Origin of the sequence: Pseudomonas sp. 14P_8.1_Bac3 (assembly GCF_025466085.1) — a bacterium.
GTDB lineage: Bacteria > Pseudomonadota > Gammaproteobacteria > Pseudomonadales > Pseudomonadaceae > Aquipseudomonas.
In genome coordinates this window covers 33,376-59,591 of the sequence record NZ_JANLOD010000033.1, presented here as the reverse complement: position 1 = coordinate 59,591, position 26,216 = coordinate 33,376, and the positions used below count along the sequence as shown (strand labels likewise).

Sequence of the window (26,216 nt, the reverse complement as noted above, 5' to 3'; positions counted from 1 at the left end):
CGGTTCAATGTGTTACGCGGGGCGTCGTACTCGCCTAGGCACTGCTAAGCTGAATCACATCTGCGCCATGTTGGCCCTCGAGGAGGTCATATGATTCGTTCGATGCTTTATGCCACTGACCTCGGCCTGTACGCCCCATTGGTGATGCAGCATGCCTTGGCGCTGGCTCGAACATTCAATGCCGACCTGTATGTGGTGCACGCCGTCGAACCCATGGGGCTGTTTGCCGAATCGGTGCTGCAGAGTTATCTCGATGAGCAGGCGCTGAACGATTTTCACAGTCAGGGCCTGAACACGGTCATCGCCAATATCGAGCAGCGTGTGCTCGACAGCTTTCGTGAGGAACTGGGAGAGGAAGGGGTGCAGGACCTGGAGCGGATACAGGCAGTGCGAGTGCTCCAGGGCGATCCGTCGCAGGTGATTCTCGACCAGGCGCAGAAACTCTCCGTGGATTTGCTGATCGTAGGTAGTCATAGCCATGGCGCTGGCGCGGAAACGCCTCTGGGCAGGACCGCCACGCGGGTATTGCAGTTGGCTCGGGTCCCGGTCTATCTGGTGCCGCTGGTGGAGCGCAGGCGTCAAGGGGACCGCTAGAACACGAATAATGGCATTTTGATAAAAAGTTCTAGATTTATTCTTCAAACCATTAATATAGTTATATACCGTCGCTGATGCCCGTGGCGTCTACCTGCTTTGAGGGATTCATATGAAGCTTCAACAATTGCGCTACATCTGGGAAGTGGCGCACCACGACCTCAACGTTTCCGCTACAGCCCAAAGCCTCTACACCTCGCAACCGGGTATCAGCAAACAGATCCGCCTGTTGGAAGACGAATTGGGCGTCGAGGTTTTCGCACGCAGCGGCAAGCACCTGACTCGCGTCACCCCGGCCGGCGAACGCATCATCACCACCGCTGGCGAGATTCTGCGCAAGGTTGAAAGCATCAAGCAGATCGCCCAGGAATTCTCCAACGAGAAGAAAGGCACCCTGTCGATTGCCACCACGCACACCCAGGCGCGTTATGCATTGCCGCCGGTGATCAGCAATTTCATCAAGCAATACCCGGACGTGGCGCTGCACATGCATCAGGGGTCGCCGATGCAGATCGCCGAAATGGCGGCCGACGGCACCGTCGATTTCGCCATTGCCACCGAAGCGCTGGAGCTGTTCGGCGACCTGGTGATGATGCCGTGCTACCGCTGGAATCGCTGCGTAGTCGTGCCTCAGGGCCACCCGCTGACCAAGCTGTCGAAGCTGACCCTTGAAGCCCTCGCCGAATACCCGATTGTGACTTACGTGTTCGGTTTCACCGGCCGTTCGAAACTCGACGAAGCCTTCAGCCATCGCGGTCTGACCCCGAAAGTGGTGTTCACCGCCGCCGACGCCGACGTGATCAAGACTTACGTACGCCTGGGTCTGGGCGTGGGCATCGTCGCGAAAATGGCGGTTGACGCCAAACTCGACAGCGACCTGGTCATGCTCGATGCCAGCGATCTGTTCGAATCCAGCATCACCAAAATCGGTTTCCGTCGCGGCACCTTCCTGCGTGGTTTCATGTGCGACTTCATCGAGAAGTTCGCCCCGCACCTGACCCGCGAAGTCATGGCCAAAGCCATTCAGTGCCACAACAAGCAGGAACTGGAAGAGCTGTTCGACGGCGTCGAACTGCCGGTTCACTGATCTGCGGTTTCAGACCACCTCGGTGACAGAAAACTGTTGCCGAGCGCCCGCCACCAGAATCTCCACCTCGTCCCCTTCGAGCTTGCCCAGCAGGCTTTTGCCCAGCGGCGAGCGAGGGGTGATGACGGTAATCCATTGTCCCACCAGATCGACCTTCAAACCCGCCGCGTCCGGCGCCAGAAACAGCCATTGCTCACGACCTTTTTCGTCTTCCAGGCCGAGCAGGGCGCCGACTTCGATGCCACGCTGATCGTCGTAAGGCCGCAGGCTGAGGTTTTGGCACAGCGTCAGTGACTGTCTGATTTCCTCCACTCGCCTGGCTTGCCCGGCCGCCAGATAAGAGGCCTCCAGGCCCAGAGTGTCGTACTTGTTTTCGGCGATGTTTTCTTCGTGGGTCGCGGTTTCGTAGGCGGTTTGCGCGGCACGCTCGGCGATGTCGAGATCGACTCGCAGCTTGTCGAGGATCAGTTGGTGGACGATTTGCTTGTTCATGATCAATCGCAGAATTGCAGGACATTGGCGCGGCTTTTTTCGCTCGGCGCGTTCTGGTCCTGTTGCAGCCAGAACTGGCATTTCGGGTTGGCCAGGTTGCGGGTGGCGCTGCGGGCCTGGTCCAGGCGTTGCTGCTGCTCGTTCTTGCGCAGGTTCTCCTCGTACTGGTCGAATAGTGGGCTCTGCGGTGGAATGTCCGGCACCGGTTGCGCTACCACCGGCGGTTTTGCCAGCTGCTCCACCGCTTGCGCGACCGGCGCCAGTTGCTCGCTGAACAGCAGCCGCGAAGCGAGCCAGCAAGTCAGTGCGATGGCGAGGAATCCCAGCCACAAGCCGAAGGCAATGCTGCCGGTCAGTTGCAGGGCATTGAGCTGAACTGGCAAGGTCCGGCGCGGGTTGGGACGGTAGGGCATGACTGCCTCCTGGCGGGTGGTCGCGGGGGAGTGGCGATTGTCGCATGAAGATTAATCGCCGTCGGCCCTTCTGCGCGGGGTAATTTATGCGGACAATCGGCGCCTTTGCCAACGGGAGCCTGGAATGCCTGAACTGAAAACCCGCTGGGATATTTTTTGCACCGTGGTCGACAACTTTGGCGACATCGGTGTGACCTGGCGCCTGGCCCGCCAACTGGTGGCCGAGCATTCGCTGGCGGTGCGCTTGTGGGTCGATGACCTGCGTGCCTTCGAGCGACTCTGTCCGGACATAGACATCAATGCTGTGCAGCAATGGCAGGAAGGTGTCGAAGTCCGCCAATGGCCAACCGACTGGGTATCCACCGACGCTGCGGAAGTGGTGATCGCCGCCTTCGCCTGCCAGCTGCCGAGTGCCTATATGGACGCCATGGCCGCGCGGGAAAAGCCGCCGCTGTGGATGAACCTTGACTATCTGAGCGCCGAAGACTGGGTCATCGGCTGCCATGGCTTGCCGTCGGTGAAATACAAAAGCGTGCAGAAGTTCTTCTTCTTTCCGGGGTTCCAGCCGGGCACCGGGGGCTTGCTGCGCGAAAGGGGGTTGCTTGAGCGACGTCGGCATTTTCAGCAAGGCCGCGAGGCTCAGGAAAAATTCCTGCAAGGTCTGGAAATTTATCCGGCGCAGGGCGCGCAACTGATCTCGCTGTTTGCCTATGAAAATGCCGGGCTGGCCAGTTGGCTTGATGTGATGTCCGCCGAGTCGATGCCGACGCATCTGCTGGTGCCGGAAGGGCGGATCCTCGGTGATGTCGAGCGCTGGCTCGGTGTCGTCGGGCTGGCGGCGGGTGACGTGCATGTGCGCGGGGCTCTGACCGTGCAAGTGCTGCCATTCGTCCGCCAGGATCAATACGATCAGTTGTTGTGGAGCTGCGATTTCAATGCCGTGCGGGGTGAAGATTCGTTTGTTCGTGCGCAATGGGCGGGACGGCCGCTGCTCTGGCACATCTACCGGCAGGACGAAGATATTCACCTGGACAAGCTCGAAGCGTTCCTGACGCTGTACACAAAAAGTCTCTCGGTGCCGGCCGCCGAGGCGATCGGCGGTCTTTGGCGCGCGTGGAATAGTGCTCAGCCGGTATCCGACCACTGGCTGGCGACCCGCAAACACTGGCCGGAGCTGCAAAAACATGCTGAGGCGTGGTGTCTGGAACAGGCCTTGCAGGCGGATCTTGCCGCAGCGCTGGTACAGTTTTATGAAAGTTGGATATGATACGCGGCCTAGATTTTTGTAAATCCCATCCAAATTCGGATATTCGCAATGAAAACTGGTAAAGAACTGAAACCCGGTACCGTGATCCGTCTCGAAAACGATCCATGGTTGGTTCAGAAAGCTGAATTCACCAAATCCGGTCGTAACAGCGCGATCATGAAGACCAAGCTGAAAAACCTGCTGACCGGTTACAAGACCGAGATCGTTTACAGCGCCGACGACAAACTGGACGACGTGATCCTCGACCGCAAAGAAGCGACCCTGTCCTTCATCAGCGGCGACACCTACACGTTCATGGACACCACCGACTACACCATGTACGAGCTGAACGCCGAAGACATCGAAGCCGTTCTGCCTTTCGTTGAAGAAGGCATGACCGATGTTTGCGAAGCGATCTTCTTCGAAGAGCGTCTGGTCTCCGTAGAGCTGCCGACCACCATCGTGCGTCAGGTTGACTACACCGAAGGTTCGGCTCGTGGCGACACTTCCGGCAAGGTGATGAAGCCTGCCAAACTGAAGAACGGTACCGAGCTGTCGGTAGCTGACTTCATCGAAATCGGCGACATGATCGAGATCGATACCCGCGAAGGCGGTTCCTACAAAGGCCGTGCTAAATAAGCACCGCTTCAGGAATGAAAAAGCCCGACCATTGAGTCGGGCTTTTTTGTGTCCGATGTTTTCTGTAGGAGCGAGCAGGCTCGCGATGGTCGTTAACGATAACGCGGGAAATCAGATACTCCCGGTGCCCTTGCGTTCATCGCGAGCATGCTCGCTCCTACAGGGGGGTTAGACAGTCACGTGCAGACGCACATCAACGTTTCCGCGAGTGGCGTTGGAGTACGGGCAGACCAGGTGGGCGGCGTCGACCAGCGATTGGGCGTCGGCGTGTTCCAGGCCTGGCAGGCTGATGTGCAGGTCGATGTCCAGACCGAAACCACCAGGAATCTGGCCGATGCCGACATGGGCGGTGATCGAGGCGTCGTTTGGAATGGTGCGTTTGGTCTGGCTGGCGACGAATTTCAAGGCGCCGATGAAGCAGGCCGAGTAACCGGCGGCAAACAGCTGTTCAGGGTTGGTTGCAGCGCCGCCAGCACCACCCAGTTCTTTTGGAGTGGCGAGTTTGACGTCGAGGATGTTGTCGCTGGAAACCGCACGACCGTCACGGCCGCCAGTGGAGGTTGCGATTGCGGTGTAGAGAGTTTGCATGATGTAGGCCTCGTTTCAGGATTTGATGTTCTGCGCTAAATGTTTGCGCGCTAAGTAAGTGCGTAGTGAATGTATCGCGCTAATGTTTAGTGCGCAAGATAAATTTTGAAAAAATCGATGAGCGAAGCAAACGTTGATCGAAGCGGCCTGAATCAATGTTGTAGGAGCCGGCTTGCTGGCGATAGCGACGTGTCAGTCAGCACGAATGCCGAATGTGAACCCCGCCATCGCCAGCGAGCCTGGTCCTACAAGGATTCAACGCTAGAGACTGTCCTGCAGATTGCTGCGCAGCACTTGCAGCTCCGCTTGCAGCTTTTGCAGTCGCTCAAGCGTCATGCCGCTGGCGCTGAGGATGCACTGGGGAATGCTCCGCGCCTTTTCCCGCAGGGCCCGGCCTTGTTCGGTCAGTTCGACAATCACCACCCGCTCGTCCTCGCGGCTGCGGGTGCGGCTGAGCAGGCCTTCGACTTCCAGGCGCTTGAGCAGTGGCGTCAAGGAGCCCGGATCGGTCAGTAGGCGCGTGCTGATTTCGCCTACGGTCAAACCGTCCCGTTCCCACAGCACCATCATTGCCAGGTACTGCGGATAGGTCAGGTTCAGTGCTTGCAGCAGCGGCTTGTAGACCTTGGTCATCAGCAACGAGGTGGAATGCAGGGCGAAGCAGGCCTGATTGTTCAGCAGCAGGTCGTCGCAGTTATCCTGGGTGTCGCGTTTGGTGGTCATGTTGAAGCCTTGATCTGTGATCTTCATGAATCTAGCGGGCGAATGTTTAAGGCGCCAGATAATTCTGTCCTAGTGCCGGTCGAGGTTACTGTGCAAGGCCAGATCCCAGGGCGGGACAGGGCTGAAACGGGTCTTCAGGTATTCCAGCAACAGACGGCTGCGGGAATTGGGCTGCTGCTCCAGGCGCAGAGCGTAAATGCCTGTGGTTTCCGGCGCAGGCAGGCCGTTTTCGCAGAACAGCGGCAGCAGTTCACCGCGTAACAGGTATTCGCTGGCCAGCCAGGTTGGCAAGTGCGCGATACCCAGCCCGGCCAGGGCGCCGCAGACCAGGGCCTCGGCATTGTTGGCGCTCATGCGCACGCGTGCCGGACGGTGTAACTGCATCTGTCCGTCACGCTCGAAACGCCAGGCGAAGGTCGGCGCGAGGCCATCCCAATCCAGCCCGTCGTGTTCAATCAGCTGTGCCGGGTCAGTCGGCACGCCACGACGCTTCAAATAGTCGGGGCTGGCGCAGGCGATCCGTACCATGCTTGCCAGCGGCGTGGCCACCAGCCGGGTGTCGGCCATCTGTCCGGCGCGCAGCACCAGATCGACCTTGCCCAGGTTCAAGCCCTGCATGTCGACAAAACTGTCGATCAGGTGCAACTGCACATCGAGGCCAGGGTAAAGCATCAAGAAATCCGCAATCACGGGCGCCAGATGCCGTCGGCCAAACGCGGCGGGTGCGTCGATACGGATCAGGCCTTCCGGCGCGCTGCTCAGGGAGACCGCCTCGGCCCGGGCCAGTTGCAATTCCGCCACGATCCGCCGTGCCCGTTCGGCGAATGCCAGTCCGGCCGGGGTGGCACGCACGGCATGGGTGCTGCGGATAAACAACTGGCTGCCGACGGCGATTTCCAGGCTGTCGATGCGCCGCGCTACCGCCGAGGGCGTCAACGGATGACGGCGGGAGGCGGCGGAAAAACTGCCGGTTTCCAGTACATCGAGGAACAGGCCCAGTTGTTCGGTCAGTTGATTGGGATTCATGAGTTCGTCAGCGCTTGTGCGAATTTGGCATAGCCATTGTGCGTTGCTGTGCGTTTCCCCGCCAGCGTTGCCTGCGTAGGATGAATTGCCTGAAATGAAGGAAATAGGCCGTGATCGAGTTTTTGATGTACCTGGTGTTTGGCATTGCCCTTGGCACCGTGGGTGGTTTGTTCGGGATTGGCGGCGGGCTGATCGCCATTCCGCTGCTGGGCGTGCTGGTCGGTCTCGATCAGCAGGTCGCCCAAGGCACCGCGTTGGTGATGGTCGTACCGAATGTACTGCTGGCGTTGTGGCGTTATCACCAACGCAACCGCATCGAGTTGCGCCATGCAGTGCCTTTGGCTTCGATGGGCTTTTGCTTTGCCTGGGTCGGTTCAATCTGGGCGGTGGGCATTGATGCGCAAACCATGCGCGCAGGATTTGTCGCGTTTCTGGTCGCGCTGTCGGCCTACAACCTGCTGCGAATGTTCTCCGCCAGTTCGCCAGCCAGTTCACAGATGAATTATTCCTGGCCATGGCTCGGTGTGCTCGGCGCAGCGTCGGGCACCATGGGCGGCTTGTTCGGCGTGGGCGGGGCGGTGGTGGCCACGCCGGTGCTGACCAGCCTGTTCGGCACCACTCAAGTGGTTGCCCAGGGGCTGTCGCTGGCGCTGGCATTGCCCAGCACCGGCGTAACCCTGGTGACCTATGCGGTGCACCATCAGGTGGACTGGCTGATCGGCGTGCCGCTGGCAGTCGGCGGTTTGATGAGCATCAGCTGGGGCGTGAAGATTGCCCACGCGCTGCCGGAGCGGCTACTGCGCGGGCTGTTCTGCGGTTTCCTGGTGCTGTGTGCGGTGATGCTCGCGTTTAAAGTTTGAAGCCCTCAACGATGTGCTCGGCGAGGCACTCGGTGATCGGCGACGGCTTGTGCAGGTTGCGCAGCAACATGATGCTCGCCTCCGGCAACACCGGCAGGTCCTCGGCTTCACCGAGAATCCGCAGGTCGGGGGTGATCAGGCTTTCCAGTTGCGCCGTGACCGCGAGGCCGGCGCTGACCACCGCCATGATCGCCGACAGGCTGGAGCTGTTATAGGCCACGCGGTAATCGCGACCCATACCGTCCAGTGCGTTACAGGCCCACAGCCGGCAGAAACAATCGCTGTTGAACATCGCCAGCGGCAACGGCGTCTGCTCATGGACGCTGTAGCATTGCGCCTCGGCCCAGACAAATCGCTCCTTGCGCAACAATTGGCCGATCTCGTTGCCCGGCTCCCGGGTGATGATCGACAGGTCGAGGTCCTGGCGCATCAGCAATTGTTTTGATGATTCGCAGTGCACCTCGATCTGGATCAGCGGATACGACTGGGCAAAGCGCCGCAGGATCCCTGGCAGAAAACGCATCACGTAATCGTCCGGCGTGCCGATGCTCACCGTGCCGACCATGTGCGGTTCGCGTAACGTGTTGAACACTTCACTGTGCAGCTTGAGGATGCGCCGGGCGTACCCCAGCAGCACCTGGCCTTCTGCGGTCAGCCGCACCTGACGGCCGTCGCGCTGGAACAACTGACGCTGCAACACGTCCTCTTCCAGCCGCTTCATCTGCATGCTCACGGCGGACTGCGTGCGGTTCACCAGTTCCCCGGCGCGGGTGAAACCGCCCTGATCGGCGATGGCGACAAAGGTGCGTAGCACCTCGGTGTCGATACTCGGGTAAGCGGACATTCATCAATCTCCGAGATGTATTGCATCAGAAACATTCGTTGGATTGATCTTAGCCCCGGCGCGACACTTGAGCCATCCCAAACGGAGGGCAACAAGATGAAAGGTCAAAAGGGTTATGTCGAGGTGGAAAAACATTCCGTCCACATCGTCTCGGAACTGCTGCACAAAATCACCCGCTGGTACGAACTGCACCGCGAACGCGCGCTGCTGGCGAGCATGAGCGATGAAGCCTTGAAGGATATCGGCATCAGTCGTGCGGATGTCGAGCATGAAACCGTCCGCCCCTTCTGGGATGACCCGATGCACAAATGAGTAACCCACAACTACACAAACCGTCTCCCGGTGAGGTAGGTTGCGAGCAGACAAGGAGATGCTCATGCCCGCAACGCTGTCCTTTTCCATCAAACAGGCTCGACGCCTGGCGCTGGCCGCCCAAGGGTTCAACGGGCGGCAGCCGCCGGCGACGATTAAAGCACTACAGCTCAATCGGCTGATCGAACGGCTCGGTATTTTGCAGATCGATTCGGTCAACGCGTTGGTGCGTTCGCACTACCTTCCCCTGTTTTCCCGCCTCGGCAACTATTCTTCCGACTTGCTCGACCAGGCTGCCTGGAGTTCGGGTCGGCGGCGCACGCTGTTCGAATACTGGGGTCATGAGGCGTCGTTGCTGCCCCTGTCGATGTACCCCCTGATGCGCTGGCGCATGTTGCGCGCGGCCCGAGGCGAAGACATCTATCAGCAATTGGCGCGTTTCGGTCGCGAACAACAGGACACCATTCACCGGGTGCTCGCGTCGGTTGAGGAACTTGGCGCGCTGGGCGCCGGGAGCTTGTCGACCCGTCAGGAACGGGCGGGCCCGTGGTGGGACTGGAGCGCGGAAAAGCATGCGCTGGAATGGTTGTTCGCCGCCGGTGAAGTGACCGTGGCTGGCCGCCGCGGTTTCGAGCGGCTTTACGATTTGCCGGAGCGGGTGATTCCAGCAGCGATCCTGCAGCAGCCATCGCTCGCGGAAGACGAGGCACAACGGGGTCTGTTGCTGCATGCCGCGAATGCGTTGGGTGTCGCCACGGAAAAGGACCTGCGCGATTACTTTCGCCTGAATCCCGGCGATGCGCGTCCGCGCCTGGCGGAGCTGGTGGAGGCGGGCGAGTTGCAGACCTGCGAAGTCCAGGGCTGGCGGCAACTGGCGTTTTGCCTGCCCGAACCGAAAGTGCTGCGCAAGGTCGAGGCCAGTGCCTTGCTGTCACCCTTCGATTCGCTGATCTGGGAGCGCAGCCGCACCGAGCGGTTGTTCGACTTTCGTTATCGGCTGGAGATTTACACGCCTCAGGACAAGCGGGTCTACGGTTATTACGTGCTGCCCTTTTTGCACCATGAGCGGATTGCCGCGCGGGTGGATCTGCGTGCCGAGCGAGCGTTGGGCCGCTTGGCGGTGCACGCGGTGCATGAGGAGGCGCCGGGACTGGACGAGGAGGGGATGCTGGCGTTGGCGATGAATTTGCGGCGGATGGCGGACTGGTTGGGGCTGGAGCGGGTGCAACTGAATTGTCAGCGGGCTAGTGGGGACCGGTTGCGGGTGGCATTGGCCAACATTGAGGGTGCCTGAGCTGTCCTTAATCGCCAGCAGGCTCGCTCCCACAGTTGACCGAGTCGCTTCTGTGGGAGCGAGCCTGCTCGCGATGGCGTCAGCTCAGGCACTACAAAACTAAAGGGCTCAGCGCCGAACCTGCTTCAACGTCTCGGCAATCAAAAATGCCAGCTCCAGCGACTGGTCCGCATTCATCCGCGGATCACAATGGGTGTGATACCGGTCCGATAGTCCATCTTCGGTAATCGGCCGCGCCCCACCGATGCATTCGGTGACATTCTGCCCGGTCATCTCGATATGAATCCCGCCGGCATACGTGCCTTCCGCTTGGTGAACCTGGAAGAACTGCTTCACCTCGCCGAGGATCTGCGCGAAGTCGCGGGTCTTGTAGCCGCTGCTGGCCTTGATGGTGTTGCCGTGCATCGGGTCGGAACTCCAGAGCACCTGCTTGCCTTCACGTTGCACGGCACGGATCAGCGCCGGCAGATGATCGCCGACCTTGTTCGCGCCCATCCGCGCGATCAGGTTCAGACGCCCTGGATCGTTGTCCGGGTTGAGCACGTCAATCAGGCGGATCAGGTCGTCCGGGTTCATGCTCGGGCCGACCTTGACCCCGATCGGGTTGTTTACCCCGCGCAGGAATTCGACGTGGGCACCGTCGAGCTGGCGGGTGCGGTCGCCGATCCACAGCATGTGCGCCGAACAGTCGTAGTAATCGTTGGTCAGGCTGTCGCGGCGCACGAAGGCTTCTTCGTAGTTCAGCAGCAACGCTTCGTGAGCGGTGAAGAAACTGGTTTCGCGCAGTTGCGGCGAACTGTCCATGCCGCAGGCGCGCATGAAGGCCAGGGTTTCATCGATGCGGTCGGCGAGGTGGCTGTACTTCTCGGCCAGCGCCGAGTTGGCGATGAAGTCGAGGTTCCACTTGTGCACCTGATGCAGGTCGGCAAAACCGCCCTGGGCGAAGGCGCGCAACAAGTTCAGGGTCGCGGTGGACTGGTGGTAGGACTGCAGCAGACGCTCCGGATCCGGCACACGGCTTTGTTCGTCGAAGCCGATGCCGTTGACGATGTCGCCGCGGTAGGCCGGCAGGGTTACGCCATCGATGGTTTCGTCATTGGCCGAACGCGGCTTGGCGAACTGACCGGCCATGCGCCCGACCTTGACCACCGGGCAACCGGCGGCGAACGTCATGACGATCGCCATTTGCAGCAGCACTTTAAAGGTGTCGCGGATTTTCGCCGCGGAGAACTCGGCGAAGCTTTCGGCGCAATCGCCGCCCTGCAACAGAAACGCGCGACCCTGGGTCACTTCGGCGAACTGACGACGCAATTCCCGGGCTTCACCGGCAAACACCAGCGGCGGGTAACTCGCCAGGGTCTGCTCGACCTGGCGCACATGCGCGGCGTCGGGGTAAACGGGTTGTTGCTGGATCGGCAGGGCACGCCAGCTGTCAGGGCTCCAGGGTTGGCTCATCACGGTCTCGGTTGTCTTACGCTCGGGCGTTCATGTTATCAGCAAATTAGTGCGTGACCTGTTCCCGTCGCTTCGCGGACAATCGCGCCTTTGCCGCTTCGTGTTGCGGCAGGCCCGGTAACGATCTGGAGACGAAATGACTGAGGAGCGCGTCGAGCATCTGCTCGCCGAGGTGCATGACGAGTTCGGCGTGATTCGCGTGCTGGAAGTGGCCGATTACCGTTTTCTCGAGTTCGGTGATGCCATCGAACAGAGCTGCGTGTTTACCGCTGATCCGAGCTGGCTCGAATACGATTACACCCGGGCGATGCTGATCGGCGCGCTGTGTCACGAGCAACCGGAAAGCGCGCTGTTTCTTGGTCTCGGTGCGGGTACGCTGACCCAGGCCTGCCTCAAGTTCCTGCCGCTGGAAGATGTCGAGGCCATCGAACTGCGCCCCGACGTACCGCGCCTGGCCATCGAATACCTGGGACTGGATGACGATCCGCGCCTTTACATCCGCGTCGGCGATGCGCTCGAGTTGCTCGATACCGCCGAGCCGGCGGACCTGATCTTCGTCGACCTGTACACCGATGTCGGGCCGGGTGCAGGGCATCTGGCCTGGCGCTTTCTGGAAAACTGTCAGAAACGCCTGAATCCGGGCGGCTGGCTGGTGATCAATCAGTGGGCCACCGACGATGGCAAACCGTTGGGCGCGGCGTTGCTGCGCGGGCTCTATCATCGGCATTACTGGGAGCTGCCGGTGAAGGAGGGCAACGTGATTCTGCTCGTGCCGTCGGAGCTGGATCAGGAACTGGACATGGACGGTTTGGTGGCCCGGGCTGAAGGGCTGGCACCGCGGTTGGGGTATTCGTTGCAGTCGTTGATCAAGGCGATTCGCCCGGCCACCTAACTGCTTCGGCCGCACCGGCCTCATCGCCAGCAGGCTGGCTCCCACATTTTGAACTGCATTCCAATGTGGGAGCGGGCTTGCTCGCGAAGCGGCCCGTATAATCGATACAAATTTCAAACCCCTTTGAAGACACCGGGCCGCTTCTCCAACATCGAGCGCACGCCCTCCCTGGCATCCTCACTCCCCAACAACTTCTTCACCAACGGCGGCAAACCTTGCGCCGCTGCAGTCTCCCCCTCATAACGCGCCTGCCGCGCCGACATCAGCGTCGCCTGCACGCCCAGTGGCGCCTGCCGGGCAATCCGCTCGGCCAGTTCGATGGCACGCGGCAGCAAATCCTCGCTGGCCATGACTTCCTGCACCAACCCCAGATGCAGCGCGTCGTGTGCATCGAATTCATCGCCCGTCAGCAACCAGCGCATGGCGTTGCCCCAGCCGGCGACTTGATGCAGGCGCAACGTGGCGCCGCCAAACGGGAAGATCCCGCGCTGCACCTCTTTCTGGGCGAACCGGGTGTTGCTCGCACACAGGTTGATGTCGGCGGCCAGCATCAACTCGATGCCGATGGTCAGGCAATAGCCCTGCGCCGCGACGATCACCGGTTTACTGACCCGCGGTCCGGCGAACACGCCCCACGGATCGCAACCTCCGGGCGGCGCCTGCCAGCCCTCGGCCAACGCCGCGCTGGCATTGACCAGGTCGAGCCCGGCGGTGAAATGCTCGCCATGGCCGAACACCACCGCCACCCGCGCCTCGCTGTCGGCTTCGAATTCACCGTAGGCCAGGCTGAGTTCGTTGAGCAGGTCGAGGTCGAAAGCGTTGCGCTTGGCCACCCGATCGAGGCCGATCAACTGGACATGGCCGTGTCGCTCACGGGTGACACGACTGCTAGCAGGCTGATTCATGTGCAATTCCTCGGGCGGAAAGGGGCGGGATGGGGTCTACAGGACCGCAGGTCTGCGTCACAAGGATGAACCGTTTTAGCGCCATCGCCAGCAGGGCCGGGCCTTTGAAAAATAGACCGTTGTACGATTATCTGCAAAGCGTGTGACACAACGGTGTATCCGTCAGTTTTCCGACAAATAATGCTCCCTTTTTGGGCGAATTCCGGTATAGTGCGCGCCGGCCTTTAACCGGGCCGCGTTTAGGTAGCGCAATTCCCCGAAGTCAGCTTCGGCTGCACGTCCGCACAGCGGACTCTCCCTTGACGAATCTTTTTCATTCATTCGTTTTCGCAAATCCCCGCCGACAAAGCAGCCAGGGCGACTCTTGAGTCTTACACGGCATGCGCAGCTTTGGAGCATGGGTCTTTGCGGATGCACTTAGAGGCAGACCCATGACCCAGGAAACCGGCGGCTTCGCCGCTTTTAATCTTAATCCGAACATTCTTGCAGCCGTCATTGCGACCGGCTACGAAGAACCTTCGGCTATTCAGCAGCAATCGATCCCGATCATCATGGCCGGTCACGACATGATTGGTCAGGCGCAAACCGGTACGGGTAAAACCGCTGCGTTCGCCCTGCCGATCCTGCACCGCATCGATCCTGCGAAGCGCGAGCCGCAAGCCCTGATCCTGGCGCCAACCCGTGAGTTGGCGCTGCAAGTAGCAACCGCTTTCGAAACCTACGCCAAGCAAATGCCGGGCGTTACCGTTGTGGCCGTTTACGGCGGTGCCCCGATGGGCCCACAACTGAAAGCCATCCGTAACGGCGCACAGATCGTTGTCGCCACCCCGGGCCGTCTGTGCGACCACCTGCGTCGCGACGAAAAAGTCCTGGCCACCGTGAACCACCTGGTTCTCGACGAAGCCGACGAAATGCTCAAACTGGGTTTCATGGACGACCTCGAAGTCATCTTCAAGGCCCTGCCTGCTACCCGTCAGACCGTTTTGTTCTCGGCGACCCTGCCGCAGTCGATCCGTGCGATCGCTGAACGTCACCTGCGTGATCCGCAGCACGTGAAGATCCAGACCAAGACTCAGACCGTTACCGCGATCGAACAGGCTCACCTGTTGGTTCACGCTGACCAGAAGACCTCGGCTGTACTGAGCCTGCTGGAAGTCGAAGACTTCGACGCCCTGATCATGTTCGTGCGCACCAAGCAAGCGACCCTGGACCTGGCCAGTGCCCTGGAAGCCAAAGGCTACAAAGCCGCTGCGCTGAACGGTGACATTGCCCAGAACCAGCGTGAGCGCGTGATCGAATCCCTCAAGGATGGTCGTCTGGACATCGTTGTGGCGACTGACGTTGCCGCACGTGGCCTGGACGTTCCGCGTATCACTCACGTGTTCAACGTTGACATGCCGTACGATCCGGAATCCTACGTTCACCGTATCGGCCGTACTGGCCGTGCCGGTCGCGAAGGTCGTGCACTGCTGCTGGTGACTCCACGTGAGCGCCGCATGCTGCAAGTGATCGAGCGTGTAACCGGTCAGAAAGTTGCCGAAGTCCGTCTGCCGGATGCTCAGGCCGTTCTCGATGCCCGCATCAAGAAACTGACCAACAGCCTGTCGCCGCTGGTTGGCGATGCCGAATCGACCCACGGTGATCTGCTGGATCGCCTGACCGCCGACATCGGTTGCAGCCCGCGTGCCCTGGCCGCTGCCCTGCTGCGCAAAGCTACCAACGGTCAGGCGCTGACCCTGGCGGCGATCGAGAAAGAGCGTCCACTGGTGCCGAACAACGCACCGCGTGGCGATCGTCCAGAGCGTACCGGTGATCGTCCGGACCGTGGTGATCGTGAGCGTCGTGCTCCGGTTCCATTGGCCGAAGGTCGTGCTCGCTGCCGTACTGCGCTGGGTGCGCGTGACGGTATCGCCGCGAAGAACCTGTTGGGCGCGATCCTCAACGAAGGCGGCCTGGCCCGCGAAGCGATCGGTCGCATCCAGGTGCGTGACAGCTTCAGCCTCGTCGAGCTGCCGGAAGATGGTCTGGAGCGTCTGCTGACCAAGCTGAAGGACACTCGCGTCGCCGGTAAGCAGTTGAAGCTGCGTCGCTATCGCGAAGATTGATCCGCTCTCGGGCTGATTGATCGAACATAAAAAATCCCCGACTGGTTCGGGGATTTTTTTTGCCTGCGCTTCGCCTCTCCTCCTGTAGGAGCGAGCATGCTCGCGATGGTCGTCAACGATAACGCTGGCTGTCTGAATGCCCGTGTCGTCTGCGCTACCATCGCGAGCAAGCTCGCTCCTACAGGGTTCAGGTTTCAGGGTTACTCCGTGACCTGACCGCCGCCCGCAGTCACCACCTGCACGGTCATGCGCGGCATCGCCAGATCGAGCCCGGCTTCGTCCAAATGACGTTTCAGCGAAAGGTTGAACGCACGGGAAACTTCCCACTGTTTGATCGGCGCTGTCTTGAAGCGGGCCCGCAGGATCGCGTTGCCTGACTCGAAACTCTCGACTCCCTGAATTTCCAGGGGCGACCAGATGTTGCGCCGTTGCAGCGGATCGCTGCGCATCTTCTGGCCGACGTCGCGCATCAGTTTGATCGCGTTGTCGATGTCCATGTTCGCAGGGATCGCCACGCGGAAAATCGCGTAGCCAAACTCCCGTGAGTAGTTCTTGATGCTTTTGATTTCGCTGAACGGGATGGTATGGACGATGCCGTCGATATCCCGCAGGCGTACGGTACGAATCGTCAGCCCTTCGACGGTGCCGAGGTGGCCGCCGACATCCACGTAATCGTCGATGGCCAGCGAGTCTTCGATGATGATGAACAACCCGGTGATCAGGTCGGCGACCAGCGACTGCGCGCCGAAACCGATGGCCAGGCCGATCACGCCGGCACCGGCCAGCAGCGGTGTGACGTTCATGCCCATGTTCGCCAGGGCGACGATCAGCGCCACAATGAAAATCGCCACGAACAGCACGTTGCGGATCAACGGCATCATCGTCTGCGCGCGCGCATTCGCCAGGCCTTTGCGCGAGCGCGTGAGTGCGTGGTGCACCGCGGTGTCGCTGAGAATCCAGATCAACCAGGCAAAAATCAGCGTGCCGCCGAGACTGAACAGTTTGACGCTGACTTCATGGCCTTCGCCTTCGGTGAACGCGATCAGCGACATGCCCCAGACCCGCAGGCCCAGCTCGATGAACGTCAGCCACACCACCAGGTGGGCGAGGGTGTAGAAGAAGCTTTTCAGGCGCTCGGAATACAGCGCATGGCGTTTTACACCGCGTTGCGGTTTCAGCGCATGTCGACGTACCAGCCCGTTGATGACCATGCACAGGACTACCAGCACGGTGCAGATCAGCGACTGGCGCAGCGCGGTGCTGGTGTCGCCGGCGGAGACGAACGTGGCGAACAGCGAAATGGCCACCAGGAGCAGGGCCGGCACGTACCAGAAGGTCCCGAGGATATCGATGGTGTCGCTAAGGGCGCGGCGGGTCAGGCGCCGCGACAAGGGCTGGTTGCGGATCAAGTGGGCGATGGGGCGGCGGAAGCGCAGGATGAAAAGCCCGGTGGACAGCGCGGCCAGCACGTTGGCGACGGTGGCGGCGGTGTGCGCCAGGTGAATACCCAGGCTGGCGACCAGTCTCGGGTCGCTCACGGCTTCGCCGAATGCGGCGAAACTGCCGATCAGCCACAACGGCCGAAAGGCCTGATGCCGCAGGATGTACAGCGCACGGTGACGGTGGGGGCCGTCGAGCAACGAAAAGGCAATCACGCAGATCGCGGAAAAACACGTGCCGACCACCAGCGCATAGGCCAGCACCATCGCCAGGCTTTTACCCAATGACGAGGGCAGGGCATAACTCATGTACACGGTGATGACCAAGGCAATCAGCCACGGGCCGAGTTTGCGCAGGGCAAAGCGCAGCATGTCGAGGGCCTTGGGGTGTTGCGGCAATTCTTCAGTGAGGCCGAAGCGCATCCGTACCCGGTGGCCGAGCCAGATCAGCGCGGCCGCCAGCAGGCTCCAGACCATCAGGATCATGGCGAAGGCAAAGATGATCGGCAGCCATTCGTTGACCGGTAGCGCCAGTGCCTGCAGTTCATCCTGGGCCAGTTCGAATTCCTGGCTCCAGCGGGTGAGCGGGCTGTCGGCGCCGGAGAATTGTTTTTCGAAGTTGGCCAGTGTCCCGCCGATCAGGCCGAGTACGCCTTGTTCCGTCGCGGGTTGGGCTTGCTTGGTGGCATCGCGCAGTTTCTTCAGGTCGGCCAGCAGCTTGGTGCGCTGCTGATCGTTCTCCAGCGACTTGATGACCTCGTCAAGGGACTGGCCGAGGGGTTCTTGCGCCTCGGGTTGGGTTTTCGCCGAGCTGTTGAGCAGGCTCGGCAAACCAACGGCCTGGGCGGGCGTGATCGGCAGCAACGTCATCAGGCAGACGAGGAATAGGCAGGGCAGAGCAAAGAGACGAGCGAGCACTAGGCGGTCAACCTTGAAAGAAGCAGATCGACCGAGTGTACGAGCCCGTCAAAATCAATGCGAGCCAGGGGCGAGGATTTATTCGTTGAGTTTGGCGAGGATCTTGAAAATGATGGTGGCGAGGATAGTCAGCATGCCGATCCACATCGCGAACACGCCGGCATTCTTGTCACGGAAATTGAAGCCGAAGGCCAGCAGGATCATGCCGATCAGGATCGGGATGAGCATGGCGTGGAAGGAAGACATCGAGATCATGGGCGACGGCCTTGTCGTGAGTGATATTCAAAGTTTAGGCAAGTTTCGTGTCATCTGTAGGAGCGAGCATGCTCCGGGCGGCGCTCCGACGATGGAGGTTCAGACTCCGCTGGCATTCATGATGCCAGCGTTATCGTTGACGCCCATCGTCGGAACGCCGCCCGGAGCATGCTCGCTCCTACAGGGATTACGGTAACTCGCGGCTGGCGTAGAACGCGCTCAACACTTTTACCAGGTGCGCCAGGTCATGGCTGCCACACAGCTCGCGGATCGAATGCATGGCGAACGTCGGCAGGCCGATGTCCACGGTGCGCACGCCCAGGTGGCTGGCGGTGATCGGGCCGATGGTCGAGCCGCAGCCCATGTCGCTGCGCACCACAAAGCTTTGCACCGGTACTTCCTCGGCCATGCACAGGTGGCGGAAGAAACCGGCGGTTTCGCTGTTGGTGGCGTAGCGCTGGTTGCTGTTGACCTTGATCACCGGGCCGGCGTTGAGTTTCGGGCCGTGGTTGGCGTCGTGCTTGTCGGCGTAGTTGGGGTGCACGCCGTGGGCGTTGTCGGCCGAGACCAGCAGGGATCTCTGAATGGTGCGTACGAATTCGTCACCTTCAGGCAGCAGGCGACGCAGTGTCTGCTCGAGCATCGGGCCGTCGGCACCGCACGCGGAGCACGAGCCGACTTCTTCGTGGTCATTGCAGACCAGCACGCAGGTTTCGTCGGTGTCCACCGTCAGCAGGGCTTGCAGGCCGGCGTAGCACGACAGCAGGTTGTCCAGGCGTGCGCCGGCGATGAAGTCGCCATGCAGGCCAATAACCGCCGCGCTCTGGGTGTCGTAGAAGCTCAGCTCGTAATCGAGCACCACGTCGGCGTTCAGGCCATGTTCCAGGGCCAGTTGGTTGGTGAGGACGGCGCGGAAGTCCACGCGTTCGTCACCGGCAAACTGCGCGAGAATCGGCGGCAATTCGTTCTGGGCGTTGATGGCCCAGCCCATGTTGGCTTCGCGATTGAGGTGGATGGCCAGGTTCGGAATGATCGCAATCGGTGCCTTGAAGTCGATCAGCTGGCTTTCGACCTTGCCATCGCGGCGGAAGGTCACGCGGCCGGCCAGGGACAGGTCGCGGTCGAACCATGGAGCCAGCAGCGCGCCGCCATAGACTTCGACGCCCAGCTGCCAGAACCCCTGACGTTGCAGTTCAGGTTGCGGCTTGACCCGCAGGCACGGGCTGTCGGTGTGGGCGCCGACCAGGCGGATGCCGCCGTGCAGCGGCGAATGGCGGCCCATCTTGATCGCGACGATCGAAGAGTCATTGCGGGTGACGTAGTAGCGACCGTTGGCTTCGGTGGTCCACGGCTCGCGCTCGTCGAGACGTTGGTAGCCCGCCGCTTCCAGGCGTTGAACAAGGCTGGCGGTGGCATGGAACGGGGTAGGGGAGGCCTTGAGGAAATCGATCAGGCCTTGGTTCAACTCTTCGCGCATAAGTAGCTCCAGACAGCAATGGCGCCAGTTTAACGTATTGGTCCAGAAATTGGCTGCTGGGATGGCGTGCCCACGCCGGTGATTTGGGCGGACGATAATTCCTGTGGGAGCGGGCTTGCTCGCGAATACGATCTACCCGTCGTCGCCGATGTCGAATGGCGCACCGCTTTCGCGAGCAAGCCCGCTCCCACAGGGTTTTGCATTAGCTGTTAAAACGGTGCCGGGCATTCGAAGCGCAAGCGCTCGCCGGTCTGGGGGTGGGTAAAGCTGAGCATGCTCGCGTGCAGGCACAACCGTGGCCAGGCGGCCAGCGCCTGCTCATGGGCATAAAGCCCGTCGCCCAGCAGCGGGTGGCCAATGGAGAGCATATGCACGCGCAACTGGTGGGAGCGGCCGGTGATGGGCGTCAGCTCGACGCGGCACCAGTCGCCGCACCGCTCGAGCACGCGCCAGAACGTCAGGGCGTTTTTGCCGAACTCGTGATCCACCACATGGCGCGGCTTGGTCGGCGGGTCGTAGCGCAAGGGCAGGTCGATGCTGCCACTGTCCAGTGCCGGCTGGCCCCAGCAGAGTGCGGTGTAGGCTTTTTCGGTTTCGCGGTCGTGAAATTGCCGGGACAACTCGCGATGCGTGTCCGGGTCACGGGCCAACAGAATGATGCCGGAGGTTTCCCAGTCCAGGCGATGGACGATGCGGGCTTCCGGGTAGCCGTTTTCCTGCAGGCGGGTGATCAGGCAGTCCTTGTTGTCATCGGCCCGGCCAGGCACGGAGAGCAACAGGGTCGGTTTATCCACCACCAGTACGGCGGCGTCCTGATGGATGATGCGGATGTTGGACAACGGCATTAAAGCAGCCTCGTAACAAACGCCAACGGCGACTCAGGCCTCCGCTATCCCTGCAGGAGCGAGCTTGCTCGCGATGGTGTGTCAGTCGCCATCAAGGTGTCTGACCAATCATCGCGAACAAGCTCGCTCCTACGGGGTGCTGAAAGCCTGAGCCGCCGTGGCTCCCGCCGGATCGACTCAGCGATCTGGCAGGGTGATATTGAGTTCCAGAATCGAGCAGCTACCCTGGTTTTCGAGGGCGACGTGCACGTCATCGGACCCGATATTGACGTATTTGCGGATCACCTCGACCAGTTCCTTCTGCAAGGCGGGCAGGTAGTCCGGGGTACTGCGTTGGCCGCGTTCATGCGCCACGATGATCTGTAGACGCTCTTTCGCTACCGAGGCGGTACTGGGCTTCTTGTTAGCACGAAAGAAGTCAAAAATGTTCATTACCGGCCTCCAAACAGACGCTCAAAGAATCCTTTCTTCGTCACATCGAGAAAACGATGCTCCACGGTTTTGCCCAGCAGTCGATCGACCGCATCGCTGTACGCCTGACCGGCGTCGCTCTGGTCGTCGAGGATCACCGGCACGCCGGAGTTGGAGGCCTTGAGCACCGCTTGGGACTCAGGGATCACACCCAGCAGGGTCACGGCGAGGATTTCCTTGACGTCTTCGACGCCGAGCATCTCGCCATCGCTGACGCGTTGCGGGTTGTAACGGGTCAGCAGCAAGTGTTCCTTGATCGGCTCTTCGCCGTTTTCAGCGCGACGCGATTTGCTGGCCAGCAGGCCCAGCATGCGGTCCGAGTCACGCACGGAGGAGACTTCCGGGTTGGTCACGACGATCGCTTCATCGGCGAAGTACATGGCCAGGTGAGCACCTTTCTCGATGCCGGCCGGGGAATCGCAGACCACGAATTCGAAGTCTTCCTTCAACGCCATCAGGACTTTTTCCACGCCTTCGACGGTCAGCGCGTCTTTGTCGCGAGTCTGGCTGGCGGCCAGTACGTAGAGGTTTTCCAGGCGTTTGTCTTTGATCAGGGCCTGTTGCAGGTTGGCTTCGCCGTTCACTACGTTGACGAAGTCATACACGACGCGACGCTCGCAACCCATGATCAGGTCGAGGTTACGCAAACCGACGTCGAAGTCGACGATCACTGTCTTGTGCCCGCGCAGTGCGAGGCCGGTACCGATAGCAGCACTGGTGGTGGTCTTACCCACACCACCCTTGCCGGATGTAACCACTAGAATCTTGGCCAAGGTGTTTCACCCCTAAGGAAAAAGGACTTCTGGTCCCTGAAAAACATCTCTTGAAAAAAACGACTGCAGTCGGACAGCCTTGGCTGGAATCTGGTCCTGAACGGTGTTCACCCGCTGGTAAACACGCTTTTGACCATTTTCCTACTTCGTTTGAGCCGTTTTCGCTACGTTTTAGAGATGCTTGGAAAATGCGGCAGTATCCGTTAAAGCCGAATGATGTTCAACACATCGCCCGACAGGCTGACCTGTACGCCGGCCCCCCATAAAGGGTCGCGACGCAGATCCTCCGAAACCTTGTAGTGGCCTGCGATGGAGACCATTTCAGCGCTCATCTGCTGACAGAAAATCCGCGCTTTCGTGTCGCCTTTGACCCCGGCCAGGACACGACCGCGCATCGGCCCGTATACATGGATGTTGCCGTCGGCGAGAAGTTCCGCCCCCGGGCTGACCGAGGAGATCACCACGAGGTCGCAACCCTGGGCGTAGATCTGCTGGCCACCGCGTACCGGCGAGGTAATGATTTTGGTCGGTTTGATCGTGGGTTCCGGCGGTTTTTCCGGCTTCTTCGGCGCGACGTTTGCGGGCGACTCCAGCGGACGCTCGCGGGCGCCGGACGGCGGCAGCACCGGCAGGTCGACCGCGATGGCGGCGGCGATGTCCTCGATGCGACTGGCGCGGATGGCCAGGGTACGCAGGCCATGCTGGCGACAGACACGCATCAAGCCTGGCAAATCGACCGCGCCTTCGCTGGCTGGAAGCTTGTCCAGCGCCAGCACCAGCGGCGCGTTGCTGAAGAAGCCGGGCGCCTGGGCGACCTTGGCGGCCAGTTGCCGATCAAGGGCGTCGAGGTCGTTGCGGGCCAGCTCCAGCACCGTAATGGCGAGCATGCTGCCCTTCAACTGGAACACGGGATCTTGGTCTAGCAGGTCGGTTTGGCTCATGGTCGGCATACAACGGCTTGTCACTAAAAGTGCCGAGACTTATAACGAGAACGCTCGCCAGCCGCAAGCCGGGTCGAACGATGTAGAATGCGCGGCCATCGTCTTTCCGGAAGCTTTAATGGATCGCCCGCGTTTTCGAAAAACATTTCTGATGCCGCGTTTCTGGCCGCTGTGGTGTGGGCTGGGGCTGTTGTGGCTGATCGTTCAATTGCCGTATCCGGCGCTGCTGTTTATCGGTCGCGCGTTGGGTGCCCTGATGTATCGCCTGGCCGGCGACCGACGGCGCATCGCCCGACGCAATCTTGAACTGTGTTTCCCTGAAAAATCCCTGGCCGAGCGCAAGCGCCTGCTCAAGGAAAATTTCGCTTCCACCGGTATCGCCTTCTTTGAAATGGCCATGAGCTGGTGGTGGTCGCGCGAGCGTCTGGCGAAGCTGGCTCACGTCGAAGGCCTGGAACACCTGAAAAAGGCCCAGCGCGACGGCAAGGGCGTGATCCTGATGGCCGTGCATTTCACCACCCTGGAAATCGGCGCGGCGTTGCTCGGTCAGCAGCACACCATCGACGGCATGTACCGCGAGCACAAGAATCCGCTGTTCGATTACGTCCAGCGTAGCGGCCGTGAGCGCCACAACCTCGACTCGCTTGCCGTGGAGCGCGAGGACGTACGCGGCATGCTCAAGCTGTTGCGCGCCGGCCGGGCGATCTGGTACGCGCCGGATCAGGACTACGGCGCCAAGCAAAGCGTCTTCGTGCCGTTGTTCGGCATTCAGGCTGCGACTGTGACCGCGACCAGCAAGTTTGCGCGGCTGGGCAAGGCGCTGGTGGTGCCGTTCACTCAGGAGCGCCTCGCGGACGGCAGCGGTTACCGACTGGTGATCCACGCGCCGCTCGAGGGTTTTCCCGGCGAGAGTGAAGAGGCCGATTGCCTGCGGATCAACCAGTGGGTCGAAGGCGTGCTGCGCGACTGCCCGGAGCAATATCTCTGGGCCCATCGCCGCTTCAAGAGCCGTCCACCGGGTGAACCCAAGCTGTACGCAAAACGCGGTTGAACCACCGATCCCCTGTAGGAGTGAGCTTGCTCGCGAGAAACCTGAGACCACCGCGGGGTGCCAGGTTGCCAGCGTCATAATTGACGACCTCGGGAGCAAGGTTTTGTATCAGACAGGGTTGGAGCCATGACCTCCCACCCAGCACCATGGAGCGTTGCGATGAGTCCTGCGGAACCGGTTACAGGGTTGATTCTTTCCGGCGGCGGGGCTCGGGCGGCCTATCAGGTCGGCGTGCTGGCGGCGATTGCCGAACTGCTGCCGGCCGGCGCGAATAATCCGTTTCCGGTGATCGTTGGCACGTCGGCCGGAGCGATCAACGCGGTCAGCCTGGCCAGCGGGGCGATGGACTTTCGTGGCGCCATCGAACGCCTGACCGCCTTCTGGCAGGGCTTTCGCAGTCATCTGGTGTTGCGCAGCGATTGGCCGGGAGTGATCCATCAGGCCAGCCGCTTCGTCGGGCACAGCCTGCTCGGCATCGGCGCTCAGGTGCCGGTGGCGCTGCTCAACAGCTCGCCGCTGCGCGGGTTGCTCGACGACAAACTGCACATGACCGGCATCGCCGAGGCCATCGCGCAACAGCAGTTGCAGGCTGTCGCGGTCACTGCATTCGGCTATGAGTCCGGTCAGGCGGTGACGTTCTACCAGGGCGGTGGCACCATCGACGCCTGGTTGCGGCATCGGCGCATCGGCGTTCCGACCCGATTGACGGTCGAGCACTTGCTCGCCAGCTCGGCCATTCCGTTGTTGTTTGCACCGGTAAAAATCGGCGAAGAATATTTCGGCGACGGCGCGGTCCGCCAATCGGCGCCGATCAGCCCGGCCCTGCACCTGGGCGCCAGCCGCGTGCTGGTGGTGGGCGTCAGCGGCAACCCGCGCGGCGTCGACCCGCAACAGCCGCTGCAACGGGCCTATACCGGGCAGCAACCGACGCTCGCGCAGATCGGCGGACACATGCTCAACAGTACGTTCATCGACAGCCTGGAGAGCGACATCGAGTTGCTGCAGCGGCTCAATCAGTTCAGTCACCTGATGCCCGACGGTACGCCGGTTCGGACGCTTGGCGTGGCGCCGGTGGAAGTGCTGGTGATTTCGCCGAGCCAGCCGATCGACGAGATTGCGGCACGGCATCGGCAGGAATTGCCGGCGGCGTTACGTTTGTTCTTGCGCGGGCCGGGGGCGACCAAGACCAGTGGGGCAGGGGTGCTGAGTTACCTGCTGTTCGAGGCGGGGTATTGCAGCGAGTTGATTGATCTGGGCCGGCGCGATGCGTTGGCCAAGAAGGCTGAGTTGTGCCGGTTTCTTGGGTTAGTGGAACCTGCGGTTTCGGCATGAGATCGGCAGTGCGGCTATCGCTGGCAGGCCAGCTCCCACACAACTGCGGGAGCTGGCCTGCCAGCGATGCTTTTGGGATCAGAAGTGGAACTTCACCAGGAAGCTGGTCACGCTCTGATCGGTCTTGAAGCCCTGGCTGTCTTCAATGCCGTACTTGTTCTTCCAGTAGTCATACTCGACACCCACGTACAGCTGCTTCTCGCCCAGGTTCAGCGCCTTGCCGAGGTCGTACTTGACCTGCGGATTGAAGTGCAGGTTGGCGTGGTATTCGCCTTTTTTGTTGACGTCGTTGTCGACCACCCAGTCCATGAAACCATCGATCAGGATGTTCGAATCGCCCACCGGAATGGTGTAGGACCAGACCGGGGTGATCTGCCAGATATTGTCGCCCGGACGGTCGCCTTCGGTATGACGGTTGTAGAAGTTCAGCTGGAAGTAATCGAAGCCCGGAATGGCCAGGTCGAAACCAGGGCCGATCAGGTAGGACTCGGTATCGTCTTCGCCAAACTCGTACGTCATGGCCAGCAACACGTCTTTGATCGGGCCGAATTCGAGTTTCTGGTCGAAAATCTTGTTGAACGACAGGCGCGGGCTGAATTCACCGTAGTAGGTGTTCTTACCGGCGAAGGCATCTTCTTTGCCGTTGTAGAAGATCTTGTCGAAGAAGAAGAAGTTGTCCCCGTATTTCCAGCCATCGGCGTGTTCGAAGGTCACCGTTTGCTGAATCCGCGGGTTGACCTGGAAGTCTTTGCCATACAGGTAGGTCAGGCTGTTGTTCTGCCATTGCAGCAAATCGCCGGCCATGGCCTGGCCCCCGGCCAGCAACGATCCCGCCAGCATCAGGCTAGTGCACGTACGTTTCATTCGGTTGCTCCCAAAAAGTAGGTGTTCGACGTTATTTTTTTAAGGTCGGCGCTCTGGTGTGGCGCCTTTTTCTGCAGCGGTAAAAAATCATCCAATCGGTCAGCTTCAGTGCTGTTAGCAAGAGCTGCGCCAAGGCTTTCAAAACGCAAAAAAACTCCCGTTCGGCGGCTCAGGAGCTGTCGATTGAGAGGGATGTCGGAAGGCCTTGATACCGTCCAGGGCCGGGATAAGTTGGCCTTCTGGTCAGGAATTAAATCCGGGCTTTTTTTTAAAGCGGATTCAGGCGGCCGCGGAGAATACTGACTCCTTGGCCAGGTCTCAAGTGCCCCGCAACAGCGCACCGACGACAGGTTTGGGGCACGGTTGCGGGCCATC

28 protein-coding genes are annotated in these 26,216 nt (G+C 60.7%); 11 read left to right on the top strand and 17 right to left on the bottom strand.

What is annotated here, in order from left to right:
• Positions 1 to 90: 90 nt before the first annotated feature.
• A complete protein-coding gene (locus NTD84_RS10650) occupies positions 91 to 594 on the top strand; it encodes a universal stress protein (RefSeq protein ID WP_262165076.1) in 504 nt (167 codons plus the stop codon).
• 112 nt (positions 595 to 706) lie between these two features.
• Positions 707 to 1,681, top strand: coding sequence for an HTH-type transcriptional regulator CysB (gene cysB / locus NTD84_RS10645; RefSeq protein ID WP_008148549.1), 975 nt, complete (start codon positions 707 to 709; stop codon positions 1,679 to 1,681).
• A 9-nt stretch (positions 1,682 to 1,690) separates the two neighbouring features.
• Here the strand turns inward: cysB and NTD84_RS10640 are convergent, their stop codons facing one another.
• Positions 1,691 to 2,173 (bottom strand): transcription elongation factor GreAB, encoded by a 483-nt coding sequence (locus NTD84_RS10640; RefSeq protein WP_262165075.1) that lies wholly within the window; start codon positions 2,171 to 2,173, stop codon positions 1,691 to 1,693.
• Positions 2,174 to 2,175: 2 nt separating this feature from the next.
• The gene (locus NTD84_RS10635; RefSeq protein WP_262165074.1) at positions 2,176 to 2,586 is read right to left on the bottom strand and encodes a hypothetical protein; all 411 of its coding nucleotides are present in this window, start codon (positions 2,584 to 2,586) and stop codon (positions 2,176 to 2,178) included.
• Between the two features lie 124 nt (positions 2,587 to 2,710).
• Between NTD84_RS10635 and earP the strand changes: the two genes are divergently transcribed.
• Entirely contained in the window at positions 2,711 to 3,853 is a 1,143-nt protein-coding gene (gene earP / locus NTD84_RS10630) for an elongation factor P maturation arginine rhamnosyltransferase EarP (RefSeq protein WP_262165073.1), read from the top strand.
• 48 nt (positions 3,854 to 3,901) lie between these two features.
• A complete protein-coding gene (locus NTD84_RS10625; RefSeq protein ID WP_007943632.1) occupies positions 3,902 to 4,471 on the top strand; it encodes an elongation factor P in 570 nt (189 codons plus the stop codon).
• A 168-nt stretch (positions 4,472 to 4,639) separates the two neighbouring features.
• Here NTD84_RS10625 and NTD84_RS10620 read toward each other — a convergent pair whose 3' ends face one another.
• The 3 genes from NTD84_RS10620 to NTD84_RS10610 form a co-directional block, all read right to left on the bottom strand.
• On the bottom strand, positions 4,640 to 5,059 hold the full coding sequence (locus tag NTD84_RS10620) for an organic hydroperoxide resistance protein (RefSeq protein ID WP_262165072.1): 420 nt from the start codon (positions 5,057 to 5,059) through the stop codon (positions 4,640 to 4,642).
• 261 nt (positions 5,060 to 5,320) lie between these two features.
• Positions 5,321 to 5,782 (bottom strand): MarR family winged helix-turn-helix transcriptional regulator, encoded by a 462-nt coding sequence (locus NTD84_RS10615; protein WP_262165071.1) that lies wholly within the window; start codon positions 5,780 to 5,782, stop codon positions 5,321 to 5,323.
• Positions 5,783 to 5,851: 69 nt separating this feature from the next.
• Positions 5,852 to 6,808, bottom strand: coding sequence for a LysR family transcriptional regulator (locus NTD84_RS10610; RefSeq protein ID WP_262165070.1), 957 nt, complete (start codon positions 6,806 to 6,808; stop codon positions 5,852 to 5,854).
• 125 nt (positions 6,809 to 6,933) lie between these two features.
• On the opposite strand from NTD84_RS10610, the gene NTD84_RS10605 reads away from it, so the two are divergent.
• Positions 6,934 to 7,668: a sulfite exporter TauE/SafE family protein gene (locus tag NTD84_RS10605; RefSeq protein ID WP_262165195.1), complete on the top strand. Its 735-nt coding sequence runs from the start codon at positions 6,934 to 6,936 to the stop codon at positions 7,666 to 7,668.
• Here NTD84_RS10605 and NTD84_RS10600 read toward each other — a convergent pair.
• Positions 7,658 to 8,512 carry a LysR substrate-binding domain-containing protein gene (locus NTD84_RS10600; RefSeq protein WP_262165069.1) on the bottom strand — a complete coding sequence of 285 codons (855 nt, stop codon included), beginning with the start codon at positions 8,510 to 8,512 and terminating at the stop codon, positions 7,658 to 7,660. The genes NTD84_RS10605 and NTD84_RS10600 overlap by 11 nt on opposite strands.
• Positions 8,513 to 8,608: 96 nt before the next feature.
• Here NTD84_RS10600 and NTD84_RS10595 point away from each other — a divergent pair, with 96 nt between their 5' ends.
• Both NTD84_RS10595 and NTD84_RS10590 read left to right on the top strand, forming a co-directional pair.
• Positions 8,609 to 8,824, top strand: a complete 216-nt coding sequence (locus tag NTD84_RS10595) for a DUF1127 domain-containing protein (protein WP_262165068.1) — start codon at positions 8,609 to 8,611, stop codon at positions 8,822 to 8,824.
• 64 nt (positions 8,825 to 8,888) lie between these two features.
• Positions 8,889 to 10,118, top strand: coding sequence for a winged helix-turn-helix domain-containing protein (locus tag NTD84_RS10590; RefSeq protein ID WP_262165067.1), 1,230 nt, complete (start codon positions 8,889 to 8,891; stop codon positions 10,116 to 10,118).
• Between the two features lie 108 nt (positions 10,119 to 10,226).
• Here NTD84_RS10590 and NTD84_RS10585 read toward each other — a convergent pair whose 3' ends face one another.
• On the bottom strand, positions 10,227 to 11,573 hold the full coding sequence (locus NTD84_RS10585; RefSeq protein WP_262165066.1) for a class II 3-deoxy-7-phosphoheptulonate synthase: 1,347 nt from the start codon (positions 11,571 to 11,573) through the stop codon (positions 10,227 to 10,229).
• A 136-nt stretch (positions 11,574 to 11,709) separates the two neighbouring features.
• On the opposite strand from NTD84_RS10585, the gene NTD84_RS10580 reads away from it, so the two are divergent.
• Entirely contained in the window at positions 11,710 to 12,465 is a 756-nt protein-coding gene (locus tag NTD84_RS10580; RefSeq protein WP_262165065.1) for a spermidine synthase, read from the top strand.
• A gap of 113 nt (positions 12,466 to 12,578) precedes the next feature.
• Here the strand turns inward: NTD84_RS10580 and NTD84_RS10575 are convergent, their stop codons facing one another.
• Positions 12,579 to 13,370, bottom strand: coding sequence for a crotonase/enoyl-CoA hydratase family protein (locus NTD84_RS10575; protein WP_262165064.1), 792 nt, complete (start codon positions 13,368 to 13,370; stop codon positions 12,579 to 12,581).
• 431 nt (positions 13,371 to 13,801) lie between these two features.
• Here NTD84_RS10575 and NTD84_RS10570 point away from each other — a divergent pair, with 431 nt between their 5' ends.
• Positions 13,802 to 15,475 (top strand): DEAD/DEAH box helicase, encoded by a 1,674-nt coding sequence (locus tag NTD84_RS10570; RefSeq protein ID WP_262165063.1) that lies wholly within the window; start codon positions 13,802 to 13,804, stop codon positions 15,473 to 15,475.
• Between the two features lie 200 nt (positions 15,476 to 15,675).
• On the opposite strand, the gene NTD84_RS10565 is transcribed toward NTD84_RS10570, so the two are convergent.
• From NTD84_RS10565 to minC, 7 genes are all read right to left on the bottom strand, one after another.
• Entirely contained in the window at positions 15,676 to 17,832 is a 2,157-nt protein-coding gene (locus NTD84_RS10565; RefSeq protein WP_262165062.1) for a mechanosensitive ion channel family protein, read from the bottom strand.
• Positions 17,833 to 17,910: 78 nt separating this feature from the next.
• Entirely contained in the window at positions 17,911 to 18,087 is a 177-nt protein-coding gene (locus NTD84_RS10560; RefSeq protein WP_262165061.1) for a hypothetical protein, read from the bottom strand.
• Between the two features lie 187 nt (positions 18,088 to 18,274).
• The gene (locus tag NTD84_RS10555; RefSeq protein ID WP_262165060.1) at positions 18,275 to 19,564 is read right to left on the bottom strand and encodes a M18 family aminopeptidase; all 1,290 of its coding nucleotides are present in this window, start codon (positions 19,562 to 19,564) and stop codon (positions 18,275 to 18,277) included.
• A gap of 209 nt (positions 19,565 to 19,773) precedes the next feature.
• On the bottom strand, positions 19,774 to 20,409 hold the full coding sequence (locus tag NTD84_RS10550; protein ID WP_262165059.1) for an RluA family pseudouridine synthase: 636 nt from the start codon (positions 20,407 to 20,409) through the stop codon (positions 19,774 to 19,776).
• A gap of 177 nt (positions 20,410 to 20,586) precedes the next feature.
• Entirely contained in the window at positions 20,587 to 20,841 is a 255-nt protein-coding gene (gene minE, locus NTD84_RS10545) for a cell division topological specificity factor MinE (RefSeq protein WP_007944431.1), read from the bottom strand.
• Positions 20,841 to 21,653: a septum site-determining protein MinD gene (minD, locus tag NTD84_RS10540; RefSeq protein WP_150631077.1), complete on the bottom strand. Its 813-nt coding sequence runs from the start codon at positions 21,651 to 21,653 to the stop codon at positions 20,841 to 20,843. The genes minE and minD overlap by 1 nt, the downstream gene beginning before the upstream one ends.
• Before the next feature lie 203 nt (positions 21,654 to 21,856).
• Positions 21,857 to 22,594 (bottom strand): septum site-determining protein MinC, encoded by a 738-nt coding sequence (minC, locus tag NTD84_RS10535; RefSeq protein WP_262165058.1) that lies wholly within the window; start codon positions 22,592 to 22,594, stop codon positions 21,857 to 21,859.
• 118 nt (positions 22,595 to 22,712) lie between these two features.
• On the opposite strand from minC, the gene NTD84_RS10530 reads away from it, so the two are divergent.
• Both NTD84_RS10530 and NTD84_RS10525 read left to right on the top strand, forming a co-directional pair.
• A complete protein-coding gene (locus NTD84_RS10530) occupies positions 22,713 to 23,645 on the top strand; it encodes a lipid A biosynthesis lauroyl acyltransferase (protein WP_262165057.1) in 933 nt (310 codons plus the stop codon).
• A 159-nt stretch (positions 23,646 to 23,804) separates the two neighbouring features.
• Positions 23,805 to 24,977 (top strand): patatin-like phospholipase family protein, encoded by a 1,173-nt coding sequence (locus NTD84_RS10525; protein WP_262165056.1) that lies wholly within the window; start codon positions 23,805 to 23,807, stop codon positions 24,975 to 24,977.
• 78 nt (positions 24,978 to 25,055) lie between these two features.
• Here the strand turns inward: NTD84_RS10525 and NTD84_RS10520 are convergent, their stop codons facing one another.
• Together NTD84_RS10520 and NTD84_RS10515 are read right to left on the bottom strand one after the other, a co-directional pair.
• A complete protein-coding gene (locus tag NTD84_RS10520) occupies positions 25,056 to 25,841 on the bottom strand; it encodes an outer membrane protein OmpK (protein ID WP_262165055.1) in 786 nt (261 codons plus the stop codon).
• Complete coding sequence (locus tag NTD84_RS10515; protein ID WP_262165054.1) at positions 25,838 to 26,215, bottom strand: hypothetical protein; 378 nt, start codon at positions 26,213 to 26,215, stop codon at positions 25,838 to 25,840. The genes NTD84_RS10520 and NTD84_RS10515 overlap by 4 nt, the downstream gene beginning before the upstream one ends.
• Between the last annotated feature and the right edge of the window lies 1 nt (position 26,216).